13 protein-coding genes are annotated in these 16,752 nt (G+C 73.7%); 5 read left to right on the top strand and 8 right to left on the bottom strand.

The window, feature by feature from the left end; genetic code table 11:
* The first annotated feature begins 39 nt into the window (after nt 1-39).
* The 5 genes from ACIGHB_RS18700 to ACIGHB_RS18680 are packed head-to-tail and all read left to right on the top strand — an operon-like array spanning nt 40 to nt 5,780.
* The gene (locus tag ACIGHB_RS18700) at nt 40-1,893 is read left to right on the top strand and encodes an ABC transporter substrate-binding protein (protein WP_399914351.1); all 1,854 of its coding nucleotides are present in this window, start codon (nt 40-42) and stop codon (nt 1,891-1,893) included.
* A gap of 2 nt (nt 1,894-1,895) precedes the next feature.
* Entirely contained in the window at nt 1,896-2,957 is a 1,062-nt protein-coding gene (locus ACIGHB_RS18695) for an ABC transporter permease (protein WP_388870938.1), read from the top strand.
* A complete protein-coding gene (locus tag ACIGHB_RS18690; RefSeq protein WP_399914308.1) occupies nt 2,954-3,838 on the top strand; it encodes an ABC transporter permease in 885 nt (294 codons plus the stop codon). Before ACIGHB_RS18695 ends, ACIGHB_RS18690 begins: the two co-directional genes overlap by 4 nt.
* Nucleotides 3,835-4,803 carry an ABC transporter ATP-binding protein gene (locus ACIGHB_RS18685; protein ID WP_399914306.1) on the top strand — a complete coding sequence of 323 codons (969 nt, stop codon included), beginning with the start codon at nt 3,835-3,837 and terminating at the stop codon, nt 4,801-4,803. The genes ACIGHB_RS18690 and ACIGHB_RS18685 overlap by 4 nt, the downstream gene beginning before the upstream one ends.
* Entirely contained in the window at nt 4,800-5,780 is a 981-nt protein-coding gene (locus tag ACIGHB_RS18680; RefSeq protein WP_360312263.1) for an ABC transporter ATP-binding protein, read from the top strand. The genes ACIGHB_RS18685 and ACIGHB_RS18680 overlap by 4 nt, the downstream gene beginning before the upstream one ends.
* Before the next feature lie 36 nt (nt 5,781-5,816).
* On the opposite strand, the gene ACIGHB_RS18675 is transcribed toward ACIGHB_RS18680, so the two are convergent.
* The 8 genes from ACIGHB_RS18675 to nusA form a co-directional block, all read right to left on the bottom strand.
* A complete protein-coding gene (locus ACIGHB_RS18675) occupies nt 5,817-6,776 on the bottom strand; it encodes a bifunctional riboflavin kinase/FAD synthetase (RefSeq protein ID WP_360312261.1) in 960 nt (319 codons plus the stop codon).
* Nucleotides 6,777-6,826: 50 nt separating this feature from the next.
* Nucleotides 6,827-10,192, bottom strand: a complete 3,366-nt coding sequence (locus ACIGHB_RS18670) for a trypsin-like peptidase domain-containing protein (protein ID WP_399914303.1) — start codon at nt 10,190-10,192, stop codon at nt 6,827-6,829.
* A gap of 157 nt (nt 10,193-10,349) precedes the next feature.
* Complete coding sequence (gene truB / locus ACIGHB_RS18665) at nt 10,350-11,249, bottom strand: tRNA pseudouridine(55) synthase TruB (RefSeq protein ID WP_360312257.1); 900 nt, start codon at nt 11,247-11,249, stop codon at nt 10,350-10,352.
* Nucleotides 11,246-11,686: a 30S ribosome-binding factor RbfA gene (rbfA, locus tag ACIGHB_RS18660; protein ID WP_360312255.1), complete on the bottom strand. Its 441-nt coding sequence runs from the start codon at nt 11,684-11,686 to the stop codon at nt 11,246-11,248. Before rbfA ends, truB begins: the two co-directional genes overlap by 4 nt.
* Before the next feature lie 29 nt (nt 11,687-11,715).
* On the bottom strand, nt 11,716-12,009 hold the full coding sequence (locus ACIGHB_RS18655) for a DUF503 domain-containing protein (protein WP_031008504.1): 294 nt from the start codon (nt 12,007-12,009) through the stop codon (nt 11,716-11,718).
* Nucleotides 12,010-12,148: 139 nt separating this feature from the next.
* Nucleotides 12,149-15,220: a translation initiation factor IF-2 gene (infB, locus tag ACIGHB_RS18650; protein WP_360312253.1), complete on the bottom strand. Its 3,072-nt coding sequence runs from the start codon at nt 15,218-15,220 to the stop codon at nt 12,149-12,151.
* A gap of 149 nt (nt 15,221-15,369) precedes the next feature.
* Nucleotides 15,370-15,660, bottom strand: a complete 291-nt coding sequence (locus ACIGHB_RS18645; RefSeq protein WP_360312251.1) for a YlxR family protein — start codon at nt 15,658-15,660, stop codon at nt 15,370-15,372.
* A 95-nt stretch (nt 15,661-15,755) separates the two neighbouring features.
* On the bottom strand, nt 15,756-16,751 hold the full coding sequence (gene nusA, locus ACIGHB_RS18640; RefSeq protein WP_360312249.1) for a transcription termination factor NusA: 996 nt from the start codon (nt 16,749-16,751) through the stop codon (nt 15,756-15,758).
* Nucleotide 16,752 lies beyond the last annotated feature (1 nt).

Here is a 16,752-nt window from a genome sequence, read left to right as displayed (position 1 = left end):
CACGACAGATCCCCCGACGCGAGGTCACGTCCCATGGTCATGGTCACGAAGGTTCCCTCCCGCCCACTCCCCCGCCGGTCCGGCCGGCCCCGCGGGACCGCCCGGCTGCTGCTCGCCGCCGGTCTCGCCGCCACCTCGCTCGCGGCCCTCCCCGCCACCACCGCCGCCGCCGAGGACGAGAAGTCCGGCGGTACGACGCTCACGGTGGCCGTCTCGCAGAGCATCGACTCGCTGAGCCCGTTCCTGGCCCAGAAGCTCACCTCGACCAGCATCCACCGGCTGGCGTACGAGTACCTGACCAACTACGACCCGAAGGACGCGAGGACCGTCCCGGCCTTCGCGACGGAATGGTCCTCCTCGGCGGACAAGCTGACGTGGACGTACAAGATCCGCGAGAACTCCACCTGGTCCGACGGGAAGCCCGCCACCGCCGAGGACGCGGCCTGGACCTTCAACAAGATGATGACCGACCCGAACGCGGCCACCGCCAACGGCAGCTTCACGGCCAACTTCGCCCAGGTCACCGCGCCCGACGCGACCACGCTCGTCATCCGGCTCAAGAAGCCGCAGGCGACGATGACCGCGCTGGACGTGCCGATCGTGCCGAAGCACGTGTGGGAGAAGGTCGGCGACTTCTCGAAGTTCAACAACGACCAGCAGTTCCCGATCGTCGGGAACGGCCCCTTCGTCATCACCGACTTCAAGGTCGACCAGTACATCAAGCTGAAGCCGAACAAGACGTTCTGGCGGGGCGCCCCCAAGTTCGACGAGCTGGTCTTCAAGTACTACAAGGACGGCGACGCGGCCGTCGCCGCCCTCCAGAAGGGCGAGGTGTCCTTCGTCCCCAACCTGACGCCCGCCCAGGCGGCGGCGCTGAAGACCCAGCAGAACGTCAAGGTCAACGACGCTCCGGGCCGCCGTTTCTACGCGCTCGCCACCAACCCGGGAGCCCGCGCGCAGGACGGAAAGACCTTCGGCAACGGCCACCCGGCCCTCCTCGACCCGGCCGTCCGCAGGGCACTCTTCCTCTCCGTCGACCGCGCGACCCTCGTCGACAAGGTCTTCCAGGGGCACGCCGTCGAGGGCGAGGGGTACATCCCGCCCCGCTTCGGCTCGTACTTCTGGAAGCCGGAGGGCACGCAGAAGCGGGGCTACGACCCGGCCGCCGCCGCGAAGGCCCTCGACGACGCCGGGTACAGGAAGAACGGCGACGGGAAGCGGCTCGGCAAGGACGGCAAGCCGCTGAACTTCCGGATCCTCTGCCACGCCACCGACCCCAACGACAAGGCGGTCGGCAAGTACCTCCAGGAGTGGTGGGGCGCGCTCGGCATCGGTCTGACCGTCGCATGCCTGGACAGCGTCTCCGACCCGTGGGTCAAGGGCGACTACGACCTCGCCTTCGACGGCTGGTCGGTCAACCCCGACCCGGACTACGTCCTCTCCATCCACACCTGCGGCACCCTCCCGGCCACCCCGAAGGACACCGGCGCCACCGACAACTTCATCTGCGACAAGGAGTTCGACACGCTCTACGCGCAGCAGGCGGTGGAGTACGACACCGCCAAGCGGGCGGACCTGGTGAAGCGGATGCAGTCCCGGCTGTACGACACGGGGTACATGAACATCATGGCCTATCCCAACGCCCTGGAGGCGTACCGCACCGACCAGATCGCCTCGATCACCACCATGCCCGAGGCCGCCGGCAACCTGTGGGGGCAGGACGGCTACTGGAGCTGGTGGTCGGCCGTGCCGGCGGCCTCGGCCTCCGGCGGCGAGGGCTCCGGCTCCTCGGCGAACATCTGGCTGGTCCTCGGCCCGGCGGCGCTCGTCCTCGTCGCCGTGGGCGTCTGGACCGCCCGCCGCCGGCGCGCCACCGCCGACGACCGCGAGTAGCGATGACGACGGCAAGCACCCCCGCCGGCGTGGCGCGGGCCGAGGAGGCCCGCGCCACGGACGGCGCGTCCCGCACCGGCGTCGCCTCCGGCTATCTCCGCCACGCGGCGGGGAAGCTGGGCGGCGCGCTCGTCTCCCTCTTCGCCGTGCTGGTCACCAGCTTCTTCCTCTTCCGGATCATCCCCGGTGACCCGGTGAAGGCGATGACCCACGGCATCCCCACCTCGGCCGAACAACTCGCCACCCTCCGCCGCCAGTTCGGTCTCGATCTGCCGCTGTGGCAGCAGTTCGCCGACTACTGCGCCAAGGCGCTCGGCGGCGACCTCGGCACCTCCTTCCAGTTCCGCGCCCCGGTCGGCGAGCTGATCGCGGCGAAGCTGCCCGCGACACTGCTGCTCACCGGCGTCGCCGTGGTGCTCTACTCGGCCCTCGGGCTCTGGCTCGGCACCCGCTCGGCGTGGCGGCACGGCCGCCTCGGCGACCGGGTGAACACCGGGATCGCGCTCACCCTGTGGTCGGTGCCCTCGTTCTGGCTCGGCCTGCTGCTGATCATCGTCTTCTCGGTGGGCATGGGCCCGATCCCGGGACTCTTCCCCACCGGCGGCATGGAGTCGGGCACGGGCGAGACCGGCTTCGCGTACGTCCTCGACGTCGCCCACCACCTCGTGCTGCCGGTGGTGACCCTGGTCGCGGTCGGCTACGCGCAGACGCTCCTGGTGATGCGGTCCTCGCTCCTCGACGAGATGGGCAACGACTACCTGACCACCGCCCGGGCCAAGGGCCTCAAGGACGACGACGTGCGGCGCCGGCACGCGGTGCCGAACGCGCTGCTCCCGACCGTGACCATGGTCTTCATCAACCTGGGCCATGTGGCGGCCGGTTCGATCCTGGTGGAGACGGTCTTCTCCTGGCCGGGCCTCGGCGGCCTCTTCTACCAGGCGCTCAGCGTGCCCGATCTCCCGCTCGTCCAGGGCCTGTTCGTCGTCTTCGCCGGAGCGATGATCCTGATGAACCTCCTCGCCGACCTGCTCTATCCGCTGCTCGACCCCCGGGTGGGCCGATGACCTCTCTCGCATGGGAGCGCCGCAAGGGCTCCGCGGCGCGCTTCTGGAAGGCGTACCGGACCCACCGGGCGGGTCTGTACGGGCTCGCGGGGCTCGCCCTGATCGCGCTGCTCGCGCTCACCGCGCCGCTGGTCGTCGGCGCCGACGTGCAGTCGGTGACGAACGCGCCCGGTACGGCCCTGGAGTCGCCGAGCGCGGAGTTCCCGCTCGGGACGGACCAGTTCGGGCGGTCGCTGCTCGGGCTGCTGATCTGGGGCGCCCGGATCTCGCTGCTCGTGGGGCTGCTCGCGGCGGCCCTCTCGGTCGCGATCGGCACGCTCGTCGGGATCCTCGCCGGCCACTACGGCGGCTGGCTCTCCACCGTCGTCATGCGGATCACCGACTGGTTCCTGGTGATGCCGGCGCTGGTCCTGGCGATCGTGCTGGCGACCGTGATGTCCCGGTCGATGTGGACGGTGGTGCTCGCCATCGGCGTCACCTCCTGGCCGACGACCGCGCGGCTCGTACGGGCGCAGACGATCGCCGTCGAGTCCCGCCCGTACATCGAGCGGGCCACCGCGCTCGGCGGCGGCCACCGCCACGTCATGGCCCGGCACGTGCTCCCCAACGTGATGCCGCTGGTGCTCGCGCAGACCACGCTCGGCATCTCGACCGCGATCCTCACCGAGGCCACCCTCGCCTTCCTGGGCCTCGGCGACCCGACGGTGGTGTCGTGGGGCGGGATGCTCCAGGACGCCCGCGAGGCCGGCGCGGTCTCCTCCGGGCACTGGTGGTACCTGGCCCCGCCCGGCATCGCGATCGCGCTGGTCGCGCTCGCCTTCACGCTCTGCGGCCGGGCCGTCGAGTCCGTGCTCAACCCGAGGCTGGGGGTGGGGCGTTGAGCCTCCTGGAGATCAGGGACCTCAGGGTCACGTACGGATCGGGGGCGAGCGCCGTGCCCGCCGTGCGCGGGGTGGACCTCACCCTGGAGGCCGGGTCGAAGCTGGGCGTGGCCGGCGAGTCCGGCTGCGGGAAGTCGACGCTGGCGCTCGCCCTGCTGCGGCTGCTGCCCGCGACCGCCCGCCTGGAGGGGCAGATCCTCCTCGACGGGGAGGACGTCCTCGCCATGAAGTGGGGGCGGCTGCGGGCGGTCCGCTGGGCGGGCGCCTCGATCGTCTTCCAGGGCGCGATGCACTCGCTGAACGCGGTGCGCAGGATCGGCGACCAGATCGCCGAGCCGCTCCTGGTGCACCGGCGGGCCACCCCGGCGCAGGCCCGCAAGCGGGTCGCCGGCCTCCTCGAACAGGTCGGGCTGCCGGCCGCCCGGGCCGCCGGCTATCCGCACGAGCTCTCCGGCGGCCAGCGGCAGCGCGTGATGATCGCCATGGCGCTCGCCTGCGAGCCCCGGCTGATCGTCGCCGACGAGCCGACCACCGCCCTCGACGTGATGATCCAGGCGCAGATCCTGCGCCTGATCGAACGGCTGGTCGCCGAGGAGTCCATCGGCCTGATGATGATCAGCCACGACCTGGCGGTGCTCGCCGACACCTGCGACCGGCTCGCCGTCATGTACGCGGGCCGGATCGTCGAGGAGGGCCCGGCCCGCGAGGTGTACGCGTCGGCCGCCCACCCCTACGGGCGGGCGCTGTCCTCGGCCTTCCCCCGGATCGGGGACCCGGCCTCGCGGCGGGCGCCCCGCGGCCTCCCCGGCGACCCGCCGGACCCGGCGGCGCTGCCGCCCGGCTGCGCCTTCCACCCGCGCTGCCCGGTGGCGGTCGCGGAGTGCTCCGAGGACGACCAGGAACTACGGACCGCGGGCGACGGGCGGCGGGCCGCCTGCGTCCATGTGGGGAGTGATCGCGGATGACCTTGCTCACGGCCGGCGGGGTGCACGTCACCTTCCCGGGACGGCGGGGCGCTCCGCCCGCCCGTGCCGTCGACGGGGTGGACCTGGAGATCGGCGCGGGCGAGATCGTGGCCCTGGTCGGCGAGTCCGGCTGCGGCAAGACGACGCTGGCCCGCACGCTCCTCGGCCTGGTGAAGCCCGGGGCCGGCACGGTCTCCTTCGCCGGGGAACCCCTCGCGTACACCTCCCGGGCGCTCAAGGCGTACCGCCGGCGCGCCCAGCTCGTCCTCCAGGACCCGAGCGGCTCCCTCAACCCCCGGCACACCGTGTACGAGGCGGTCGCCGAGGGGCTGCGGATCCACGGCGTCCACCGGAGCGGGGCGGACGAGCGGGCGGCGGTCGCCCAGGCGCTGTCGCGGGCCGGACTGCGCCCGCCGGAGCGCTTCTTCCTGCGCTACCCGCACGAGCTGTCCGGCGGGCAGCGGCAGCGGGTGGTGATCGCGGGGGCGCTCGTCCTGGAGCCCGAACTCATCGTCGCGGACGAGCCGGTGGCCTCCCTGGACGCGTCGGTACGCGGCGAGATCCTGGCGCTGCTGCTCCGGCTCCGCGACGAACTCGGGCTCTCCGCCCTGGTGGTGACGCACGACCTGGGCCTCGCCTGGAACATCGCGGACCGGGTCGCGGTGATGTACCTGGGCCGGGTGGTGGAGACCGGCCCGGTCGAGTCGGTGCTGACGGCGCCCCGGCATCCGTACACCCGCGCGCTGCTCTCGGTGCTCCCGGAGTCGCAGGAACCGCCGGTGGTGCTGACCGGCGAGCCGCCGGACCCGGCCCGGATCCCCGGCGGCTGCCGCTTCCACGCCCGCTGCCACGTCCTGGCCTCCGGCGAGGCGGCCCCCTTCGCCGAGCGCTGCCGCACGGAGTCCCTGCCGGTGCTCCGCGCGGGCGTCGGGGAGCGGGGGGTGGCCTGCCACTGGGCGGCGGCACGGGAGGAGTGAGCTCCCCCCCCCGGGGGGTGAGCTCCCCGGGGAGGGTCAGGCCCCCGCGGCGTCGTACTCGGCCGTCAGGGCCCGGCACTTCTCGACGTCGGCGGCCATCGCCACCAGCAGGTCGTCGAGGGTGTCGAACTTGAGCATGCCGCGCACATAGGCGAGGAAGTCGACGGTGACGTGGAGTCCGTACAGGTCGAGGCCCTCGCGGTCGATCGCGTACGCCTCCACCGTCCGCTCCGTGCCGTCGAACTGCGGGTTGGTGCCGACGGAGATCGCCGCCGGCATCCGCTCGCCGTCCGCGGTCAGCCAGCCGGCGTAGACGCCGTCGGCGGGGATCGCGGTGTGCGGCAGGGTCTCCACGTTGGCCGTGGGGAAGCCCAGCTCGCGGCCGCGCTGCGCGCCGCGCACCACGATGCCCTCGACGCGGTGCGGCCGGCCGAGGATCTCGGCGGCGCCGGTCATGTCGCCCTCGGCGACGAGCCGTCGGGTGAGGGTGGAGGAGAAGGGCTGGCCGCCGCCGGCGGCGCCGCTCACGTAGAGGTCGATCACCTCGACCTCGTAGTCGTAGGTGGCGCCCAGCTCGGTGAGGAAGCCGACGTTCCCCGCGGCCCGGTGGCCGAAGCGGAAGTTGGGGCCCTCGATGACGGCCCGCGCGTGCAGCTTGTCGACGAGCACCTTGACGATGAAGTCGGCCGGCGACAGCTGCGAGAACTCGGCGGTGAACGGCAGCACGAGCACCGCGTCCACGCCGAGTTCGGCCATCAGCTCGGCGCGCCGGTGGTGCGGGGCGAGCAGCGGCGGGTGGCTGCCGGGGCGCACCACCTCGGAGGGGTGCGGGTCGAAGGTCACCACGACGGCGGGGACGCCGAGCTCGCGGGCGCGCTCGACGGCCCGCCCGATGATCAGCTGGTGTCCGCGGTGCACACCGTCGTAGGAGCCGATGGTGACGACGCTGCGCCCCCAGTCCTGGGGGATGTCCTCCAAGCCACGCCAGCGCTGCACTGTGACCGCTCCTCGTCCGCCTGTTCGCCCTGTACGCCCATTACGCAGGTCTAAGACTGCCATGCCCGGGCCCGACGGTTCGCATCGGCATGGGGAGTGCCTGATGTTCGCCGCGCGGGCGGGGCCTGTGCCAGCAGCGCGGCGAAGGCGGGGTGGTCGGCGGCGAGCGCGGCGAGCAGCCGGTCGCGGTGGACCGCGCCGGCCGGGTCGCGGGCGTAGAGGGAGCTGGTACGGGCCAGCAGGGCGCGGTTGCGCGGGAGCGAGCGGCGGGCGGCGCCCTCGGCCGCGGCGGTAAGCAGCGCGTCCGGCACCGTGCGTTCGCCCGGCTCGGTCGCGTAGGTCTCGTGGTCGATGAGGACGTCGAGGAGCTCGGCGCGCAGATGGCGGGAGGCGCCGGTGCCGGGGGCGGCGAGGACGGGCGCGAGGGCGCGCCGGACGGCGGCGGGCCGGCCGTGGATCAAGCCCACGACCAGCGGGAAGAGCACGGCCCGCGCGGTCGGCCCCTCCTCGAACCGCAGGTCCACGTAGGCGGCGGCGTGCCGGGCGCCCCCGGGGTGGTGGGTGACGTACGCGCGGACGAGGGCGGCGATCCGACGGGTGAGGGCGGGCGTGTCGACGGCGGCGAGGGCGCGCAGCACGGCCCCGGCGTCCTGGCCGGCGCCGAGCCGGTCGCGGAGGGCGTCGAGGACGGCGTCGGGGTGGTCGGGCAGCGCCGGGACGAGCGCGTCGGCGGGCACCCGGGGGTCGGCCAGGGCGCGGGCCAGATACGGGTCCCGGGTGTGCGGATCGCGGACGAGGATGCCCAGCGCCGCCGCGTGCAGCGGCCGGTCGCCGGGCCGGGCGAGCAGCGCGCGGGCCGCGTACCGCAGCAGTTCGCGGTCCTCGCCCTCCTGGCCGCGTGCGGCGAGAAGGGTGCCGTACGCGGCGGCGGCGAGCCGTCGCTCGGGCCGGAGGTCGTCGTGGGCCCACCGGTCGACGGCGCGGCACAGCGCGGACGGCTCGTCGTCGACGAGCGCCCCGAGCAGCCCCTCGGCGAGCGGGTGCGCGGTGCCGGCGAGCGCCTCGCACAGGTCGTCCACGGCGCGCGCCCGGTGGGTGTGGAGCAGTTCCTGGGCGACGGCGGCGACGGTGGTGTACGGGCGTGCGGGCAGGGGGCGCTCGTCGGTGAACCAGCGGCAGAGCAGGGGCTGCGTCGCGCGGGGTTCCGCGGCGAGGAGTCCGCCGACGGCGTCGAGGTAGCCGGGGTCGCCGGTGACCAGCCGTCGCAGCAGGTCGAGCCGGTCCTCCTCCCCGACGGCCGCGTCCCGCCACCAGTCCGGGCCGAAGGCCGCGCCGAGCCCGCCGGCCGCGTCGGGGCCTTCGCCGATCCGGTCGGCGAGCCGGCGCAGCACGGGCAGGTACGGGCGGGGGTCGCCGACGCCGGCGAGGGCGCGGGTCAGCAGGGCGCTCCCCCACCAGACGGCGTCGTCGGGCGTCTGCGGGCCGGCGTCCGCGAGGAAGTCGACGAGCCCGGTCAGCCGGGGTGCCAGGGCGGCGGGGCCGCCCTCCCGGTGGGCGAGCAGCAGCGCCTGCGCCACCGTCCCGACCCGGTGCCGGGGCACGGCGAGCGGCGCGCTGCCGGGCTCGGCCTCGCGGTCCCCGGGGTCCGCCGCTGCGGGGTCGGGGTCCGCCGCTGCGGGGTCGGGGGGCCGGTGGGCGTGCACGAGGGTGTGGAGGGCGGTGTCGAGGTCCAGGTGGGCGGCCTGGAGCCAGTCGGCGAGCTCCTCGTGGGCGAAGCGGTAGCCGGCTCCGGCGGGGGCGAGGAGACCCTCGGTGAGGACCGCGGGGGCCCAGCCGTCGCGCCACGGGAAGAGCTCCTCGAAGGAGGCCCGGTCGAGGAGGCCGTGGCCGGGGCCGAGGCAGCGCCGGGCGGCCTCGTGGACCTGGCCGGTGACGCGGGCGGCGAGCCGGCGGACGGCGGAGCCGCCGGGCAGCGGGCGGGTGTCGGCGGCGATCCGCACCGCGATCCGCAGGCACACCAGGTCCAGGTGGGCGGTGAAGATCTCGGCCCGCCCGGGGCGCCCGGGCACGTCTCCGGGGAGCGCGGCCCGCACCTCGGCGAGCAGCCGCAGGGCGAGCGGGTGCCGGGCGTCGGCCTCGGCGAGGTCGTCGTCCCCGAGCCCGTACCCCTGGCGTACGGCCCTGGCCTCGGCCTCGGTGAGGTCGCCGAGCGGCAGGACGGCGGGCGCGCCGCTCCACAGGGCGGCGGTCTCCCCGGCGTACTCGGGGCGGCAGGCGAGGACGAGCCGGGCTCCGTGCTCGCGCAGCCAGCGCTCGGTGGCCGCGGTCCAGTCGGCGGGCCGCCCGCCGAGCCTCGGGGGCAGCTCCTCGGGCCCGTCGAGGACGACGAGGAGCGGCCGCCGGGCCTCCCGGGCGAGCCGGGCGGCCCGTTCCGCGGTGACGGCGTCGCCGGCGGCCCCCGAGGCGGCGGCGATCCGCGCCGCCCGGTGCAGGACCCGCCCGACGGCGTCCGCGACCGAGGCGTCCTCCTCCTCCAGATCGGCGCCCCGCAGGCGTACGGTCGGGGCGGCGCCGCGCGCCCGCTCCTCGCAGACGGCGCCGAGCAGGGTCGTCCGCCCGCTGCCGGGCTCGCCGACGACCGCGAGGACCGGTCCCGCGGGCACCCGGGCGGCGGCGAAGCCGGTCAGGGTGGCGAGGGCGGCCGGGCGGGCGACCGGGGGCGGCCAGGGGGACGGGTCGCGGTCCGGCAGCGCCGTCGGGGCGGTGAGTTCGAGGACGGCGGCGAGGTTGAGGTCGGGGCCGTACGCGGGGACGGTCGCCGCGTTGCGGCGGAGCAGGTCGCCGAGGGGGCCGTCCGGGCGGAGGGGCACGGCGTGCCCGGCGGCGCGCGGGTCGCCCTGGAGGGCGGTGCCGACGACGCCGAGGACGGTGCCGGTGACGCAGTCGAGGACGGGTCCGCCCGCGGCCGGGCCGCCGAGCCGGAGCGCCTCGGCGCCCTCGGTGCCGATGGCGAGTTCGAGGGCGTCGGAGAGGACGTGGAAGCGGTCGGTGGCGGTGTACGTGACGGCGGCGGGGCCGAGGACGCGGGCCTCGCGCCAGCCGTGCGCCGCGATCCGGACGTAGGTGCCGGGTTCGACGGCCGGACGGGTGGCGAGCGGCAGCGGGCGCACGCCGAGGCCCTCGGTGCGGATCAGGGCGAGCCCCCGCTCGGGGAGGGGGGTGACGGCGTCGGCCTCGGCGAGCCAGGTGCGCTCGCCGGGTGCGTGCACGACGACGCGGGTGAGCCCGTCGACGGCCTCGTGGCTGGTGACGAGGGTGCCCTCGTGGTCGGCGAGGAATCCGGTGCCGCGCGGCCGGCCCGCCAGATCGCAGATGCGCACCAGCCCCACCGGCTCCGCCAGGTCCCCGCGTCCCATGGTGTGGAGGGTAGGTCGAGGCGCCCGCCGGTCGGCGCGGATCGGCGAACGCGCCCCCTCGCACTCCCCGGGTTCGCTCCGAGCGCTTCCCCGATGGGGTGAAGAAACACGGAAGGGCGGGCGCGCCGCGCGCACCCGCCCTCCTGATCCGGCCGGTTCAGCCGAAGACGGCCAGGCTCTTCGCCTTGCCGCGCTGGTCCTCGACCAGCGCGAGCAGCTTCCCGCCGGGCCCGAAGACCGCGACCGGTCCCTTGGGGTACGCCGGCATCTCCAGCCGGACCCCGTTGAGCAGCAGCCGGGCCCGCTTCTCGTCGACGTCCCAGCGCGGGAACGCCGCCGCGGCGGCGTCGGCGACCGGCATCACGGTCAGCTCCTCCTGGAGCTGGTCGAGCGTGCGGGCGCTGTCCAGCTTGTACGGGCCGACCCGGGTGCGCCGCAGCGCGGTGAGGTGGCCGCCGACGCCGAGCCCGGCGCCGAGGTCCCGGGCCAGCGCCCGGATGTACGTACCGGAGGAGCAGACCACCGAGACGACCAGGTCGACGACGGGCGTGCCGTCCTCGGCGGTCGCCTCGCGCACGTCGTACACCCGGAAGGAGGAGACGGTCACCGGTCGGGCCGGGATCTCGAACTCCTCGCCGCCGCGCACGCGCGCGTAGGACCGCTTGCCGTCGATCTTGATCGCGGAGACCTTCGACGGCACCTGCATGATGGCGCCGGTCAGCTCCGCGACCCCGGCGTCGATCTGCTCGCGGGTGACCTTCGACGCGTCGACCGACGCCGTGATCTCGCCCTCGGCGTCGTCCGTGATCGTGGTCTGGCCCAGGCGGATGGTGCCCAGGTACTCCTTCTCGGTCAGCGCGAGGTGACCGAGAAGCTTGGTGGCCCGCTCCACGCCGAGGACGAGGACGCCCGTGGCCATGGGGTCGAGCGTGCCGGCGTGGCCGACGCGGCGGGTCCTGGCGATCCCGCGCATCTTGGCCACGACGTCGTGCGAAGTGAAGCCCGACGGCTTGTCCACGATGACCAGGCCGTCGGGCGTCGGGGTTGCGTTGCTCATTCGGCGGCTTCGTCCTCGCCCGGCTTCTTGTACGGGTCGGCTTCGCCCGCGAAGGCGGCGCCCGAGGACGCCTCCCGCACCTGGGCGTCGGAGGCCCGCGCCTTGTCGAGGAGGTCCTCGATGGTCCGGGCGTTCTCCGGGAGGGCGTCGGCCACGAAGGCCAGGGTGGGGGTGAACTTGGTCCCCGCCGCCCGGCCGACGGCCGAGCGGAGGATGCCCTTGGCGCTCTCCAGGCCCGCCGCGGCGCTCGCCCGGTCCTCGTCGTCGCCGTAGACCGTGTAGAAGACCGTGGCCTCCCGCAGGTCACCGGTGACGCGGGTGTCCGTGATGGTCACGTGCGTACCCAGGCGCGGGTCCTTGATGCCGCGCTGCAGCTTCTCGGCGACCACCTCCCGGATGAGGTCCGCCAGCTTCTTCGCCCGCGCGTTGTCGGCCACTGGTCCGTCTCCTTCTTTGCCTTGCTCATTCAGTCTTCATCAGTGTGGAGCCTTCGGCGCACCGAGAGCAGCTCCACCTCCGGCCGCGCGGCGACCAGCCGCTCGCAGCGGTCCAGGACGCCGTTCAGGTGCCCCAGGTCGCCCGAGACCATGGCGACGCCGATCTCGGCCCGCCGGTGGAGGTTCTGGCCGCTCACCTCCGCCACGCTCACCGAGAACTTCCGCTGGAGCTCGGCGACGATCGGCTTCACGAGGGAGCGTTTCTCCTTGAGCGAATGGACGTCGCCGAGGAGCAGGTCGAAGGACAGAGTCCCCACATACATGTATGTCCGGATGTCCCGCCGGTTCGGGGTCAGTGGCCCCGCCGGCCAATTGGGCGGGGACACCGAAACCGTACACGGAACGGCCGGGGCCGATCGACGGAATATCCTCCGCCGACCGGCCCCGGCACTTCACCGCGTGTTACGCGCGCGGCTTCTCGCGCATCTCGTACGTCGCGATGACGTCGTCGATCTTGATGTCGTTGAAGTTTCCGAGGTTGATACCACCCTCGAAGCCCTCGCGGATCTCGGTGACGTCGTCCTTGAAGCGGCGCAGACCCTCGATGTTGAGGTTCTCGGCGATGACCTTGCCGTCGCGGATGAGGCGCGCCTTGGTGTTGCGCTTGACCTCGCCGGAGCGGATGAGGACACCGGCGATGTTGCCGAGCTTGGAGGAGCGGAAGACCTCGCGGATCTCCGCGGTGCCGAGCTCGACCTCCTCGTACTCCGGCTTGAGCAGACCCTTGAGGGCCGCCTCGATCTCCTCGATCGCCTGGTAGATGACCGAGTAGTACCGGACGTCCACGCCCTCGCGCTCGGCCATCTGCTGCGCACGCCCGGCGGCGCGCACGTTGAAGCCGATCACGATGGCGTCGGAGCCCATCGCCAGGTCGATGTCCGACTCGGTGACGGCACCCACGCCGCGGTGCAGGACGCGGATGTCGACCTCCTCGCCGACGTCCAGCTGGAGCAGGGAGGACTCGAGGGCCTCGACGGAACCAGAGGCGTCACCCTTGATGATCAGGTTCAGCTGCTGGATCTCGCCGGCCTTGAGCACCTTGTCCAGGTCCTCGAGCGAGACACGGCGGACGCGCTTGGCGAAGGCCGCGTTGCGCTCGCGGGCGGCACGCTTCTCGGCGATCTGGCGGGCGGTGCGGTCCTCGTCGACGACGAGGAAGTTGTCACCGGCACCCGGGACGTTGGTGAGACCCAGGACGAGGACGGGGGTCGACGGGGTCGCCTCCTCCACGTTGTTGCCCTTGTCGTCGAGCATGGCCCGGACACGGCCGTACGCGTCGCCGGCGACGATGGTGTCGCCGATGCGCAGCGTTCCGCGCTGGACCAGGACCGTCGAGACCGCACCGCGACCGCGGTCGAGGTGGGACTCGATCGCGATGCCCTGCGCGTCCTGGTCCGGGTTGGCCCGGAGGTCGAGCGAGGCGTCGGCGGTGAGGACGACGGCCTCCAGCAGGGAGTCGATGTGCAGACCCTGCTTGGCGGAGATGTCGACGAACATCGTGTCGCCGCCGTACTCCTCGGCCACGAGACCGAACTCGGTCAGCTGACCGCGGACCTTGACCGGGTCGGCACCCTCGACGTCGATCTTGTTGACCGCGACGACGATCGGGACGCCGGCGGCCTTGGCGTGGTTGAGCGCCTCGATCGTCTGCGGCATGACGCCGTCGTTGGCCGCGACCACGAGGATCGCGATGTCGGTCGACTTCGCACCACGGGCACGCATGGCGGTGAACGCCTCGTGACCCGGGGTGTCGATGAAGGTGATGCGACGCTCTTCGCCGTTGACCTCGGTACCGACCTGGTAGGCACCGATGTGCTGGGTGATGCCACCGGCCTCGCCCGCGACCACGTTGGTCTTGCGGATCGCGTCGAGAAGGCGGGTCTTACCGTGGTCGACGTGACCCATGACGGTCACGACCGGCGGACGGGAGACCAGGGCCTCTTCGCCGCCCTCGTCCTCGCCGAACTCGATGTCGAAGGACTCGAGCAGCTCGCGGTCCTCCTCCTCCGGGCTGACGACCTGGACGACGTAGTTCATCTCCTCGGCCAGCATGACGAGCGTGTCGTCGGAGACGGACTGCGTGGCGGTGACCATCTCGCCGAGGTTCATCATGACCGCGACGAGCGACGCCGGGTTGGCGCCGATCTTCTCCGCGAAGTCGGTGAGGGACGCACCGCGCGACAGGCGAATGGTCTCGCCGTTGCCGCGAGGCAGCATCACGCCGCCCACGGACGGGGCCTGCATGGCCTCGTACTCCTGGCGCCTCTGCCGCTTCGACTTGCGACCGCGACGCGCGGGACCGCCGGGACGACCGAAGGCGCCCTGCGTGCCACCACGGCCACCCGGGCCGCCGGGACGGCCGCCGAAGCCGCCGGGACGACCGCCGAAGCCGCCGCCACCGCCGCCGGGACCACCCGGACGACCGCCGCCGCCACCACCGGGACCGCCGGGACGGCCGGCGAAGCCGCCGCCACCGCCGCCGGGACCGGCCGGACGACCGGCGAAGCCGGGACGACCGCCGCCGCCGCCGGGACCGCCCGGACGACCGCCGGGGCCACCGGGGCCACGACCGCCGGGGCCGGGACGCGGGCCGGCAGCGGGACGCTGCGGCATCATGCCCGGGTTCGGACGGTTACCGCCGGGCGCGCCGCCCGGACGGGGAGCCTGCGGACGCGGCATGCCACCGGGAGTGGGACGCGCGCCGCCCTGACCCTGCGGACGCGGGGCGCCGCCGGGGCCGCCCTGCGGGCGCGGGGCGCCCGGAACGGCACCGGGGCCGCCGGGACGCGGGGCACCGCCGCCGGGACGGGGCGCCTGCGGGCGCGCCATGCCGGTGGAGCCGCCGGACGTGAAGGGGTTGTTGCCCGGACGCGGGCCGGCCGGACGCGGGGCGCCCGGACGCGGGGCCTGCTGGCCGGGACGGGGGGCCTGCTGACCCGGGCGCGGCGCGGCCTGACCCGGACGGCCACCGGCCGGACGCGGGCCGGGGGCGGCACCACCGGGACGCTGACCACCGGCGGCGGGAGCCGCCGGAGGCGCCGTGAACTCCGGGTTGGTCGGAGCCGGGGCGGCGGGGGCCGGCTTGGGAGCCGGGGCCGCGGGCTTCGGACCCGGGGTCGGACGCGGGCCGGGGGCGGCCGGCGTCACGGGCTTCTCGGCCGCCGCGGGCTTGGGCGCCGGGGTGGGCGCTCCAGGCTTCGGGGCGGCGGGACGGGCGGTCTGCGCCGGGGACGGCGCCGGGCCACCCGGCTTGGGGGCGGGCGCCGCCTTGCGGGGCGCGCCGGGCTTGGCAGCGGTCTTGCCGGCGGAACCGCCGGGACCCTGCAAAGCGTCAGTCAACTTGCGCACGACCGGCGCCTCGATCGTCGAGGACGCCGAACGGACGAATTCACCGAGTTCCTGGAGCTTGGCCATGACGACCTTGCTCTCCACACCGAACTCCTTGGCGAGTTCGTATACCCGGACCTTAGCCACTTCGCTCCTTTATAGGTCCGGTTACCGCCGGACCGTCGCTACTTCATGGGCGTACTCATCGCGTACTCATCGAGTGCTCATCGCAATCTCGACCTACTTCCGACTCGCGAGGTACCTGACCGCACGGTGTTCCGTGCCGTACTTCCTGTTCACTGCGGTGCCGCCTGCGCGGCCTGCTCGATGTGTTCCCGCAGAGCCGCCGTGTCGAGCGGACCCGGGACCTTGAAGGTCCTCGGGAACGCCCGGCGGCGGATCGCCAGGTCGAGACAGTGCAAGGCGGGGTGCACGTACGCACCCCGGCCGGGCAGCGTACCGCGATGATCGGGGACGCACTCGTCCTTATTCACCACGATCCGCAGCAGATCGCTCTTGGCCGCTCGCTCCCGGCATCCCACACAGGTTCGCTCAGGGCACGCGCGGGCATGCGTCCGGCCAGACACGATTAAGTCTACCTCCCCGTACCGACCTCACCCGTTTGGGGCAAAAATCGAACAGCTGTTGGCCAAAAACGGTCTCCGACGTGCGGCGGAGCCGCTCAGCCCTCCTCGGCCGGGGCCTCGGTGTCCGGCCGGATGTCGATGCGCCAGCCGGTGAGGCGCGCGGCCAGACGGGCGTTCTGCCCCTCCTTGCCGATGGCCAGCGAGAGCTGGTAGTCGGGGACCGTCACCCGGGCGGACCGGGCGGCGGCGTCGACGACCTCGACCTTGGAGACCCGGGCCGGGGAGAGGGCGTTCGCCACCATCTCCGCCGGGTCGTCCGACCAGTCGACGATGTCGATCTTCTCGCCGAGCAGCTCCGCCATCACGTTCCGGACGCGGCTGCCCATGGGGCCGATGCAGGCGCCCTTGGCGTTCAGGCCCGAACGGGTGGATCGGACCGCGATCTTGGTGCGGTGACCGGCCTCACGGGCGATCGCCGAGATCTCGACCGAACCGTCGGCGATCTCCGGCACCTCCAGGGCGAAGAGCTTCTTCACCAGATTGGGGTGGGTGCGCGAGAGGGTGACGGACGGGCCGCGGACACCCTTGGCGACGCGGACGACGTACGTGCGCAGCCGCAGGCCGTGCGTGTAGTCCTCGCCGGGCACCTGCTCCTGCACCGGAAGGATGGCCTCCAGCTTGTCGTCCAGCTTGACGAGGACGTTCTTGGGGTCCTTGCCCTGCTGCACCACGCCGGCGACGACATCGCCCTCGCGGCGGGCGTACTCGCCGAAGGTCACGTCGTTCTCGGCGTCGCGCAGCCGCTGCTGGATGACCTGGCGGGCGGTGCTCGCCGCGATGCGGCCGAAGTCCGACGGGGTGTCGTCGAACTCCTTGGGCTCCTGCCCCTCCTCCAGGTCGGCCGGGTCCTCCTCGGCCCACACCGTCACGTGACCGGTGTGCCGGTCCAGCTCCACGCGCGCGTGGCGGCGGGCGGACGGGGTGCGGTGGTACGCGATGAGGAGGGCCGACTCGATCGCCTCGACCAGCATCTCGAAGGAGATTTCCTTCTCCTGTGCCAAGCCCTTCAGGAGCTTCACGTCGATGTCCACG

Source organism: Streptomyces sp. NPDC085460 (assembly GCF_044541975.1).
Lineage (GTDB): Bacteria > Actinomycetota > Actinomycetes > Streptomycetales > Streptomycetaceae > Streptomyces.
This window is presented reverse-complemented; position numbering and strand designations above follow the sequence as displayed.

Excerpts from the sequence above, each read along its gene's own strand:
- ACIGHB_RS18700 (WP_399914351.1), top strand. The coding sequence starts at position 40 with ATGGTCACGAAGGTTCCCTCCCGCCCACTCCCCCGCCGGTCCGGCCGG.
- ACIGHB_RS18695 (WP_388870938.1), top strand. The coding sequence starts at position 1,896 with ATGACGACGGCAAGCACCCCCGCCGGCGTGGCGCGGGCCGAGGAGGCC.
- ACIGHB_RS18690 (WP_399914308.1), top strand. The coding sequence starts at position 2,954 with ATGACCTCTCTCGCATGGGAGCGCCGCAAGGGCTCCGCGGCGCGCTTC.
- ACIGHB_RS18680 (WP_360312263.1), top strand. The coding sequence starts at position 4,800 with ATGACCTTGCTCACGGCCGGCGGGGTGCACGTCACCTTCCCGGGACGG.
- ACIGHB_RS18670 (WP_399914303.1), bottom strand. The coding sequence starts at position 10,192 with ATGGGACGCGGGGACCTGGCGGAGCCGGTGGGGCTGGTGCGCATCTGC.
- truB (WP_360312257.1), bottom strand. The coding sequence starts at position 11,249 with ATGAGCAACGCAACCCCGACGCCCGACGGCCTGGTCATCGTGGACAAG.
- ACIGHB_RS18655 (WP_031008504.1), bottom strand. The coding sequence starts at position 12,009 with ATGTATGTGGGGACTCTGTCCTTCGACCTGCTCCTCGGCGACGTCCAT.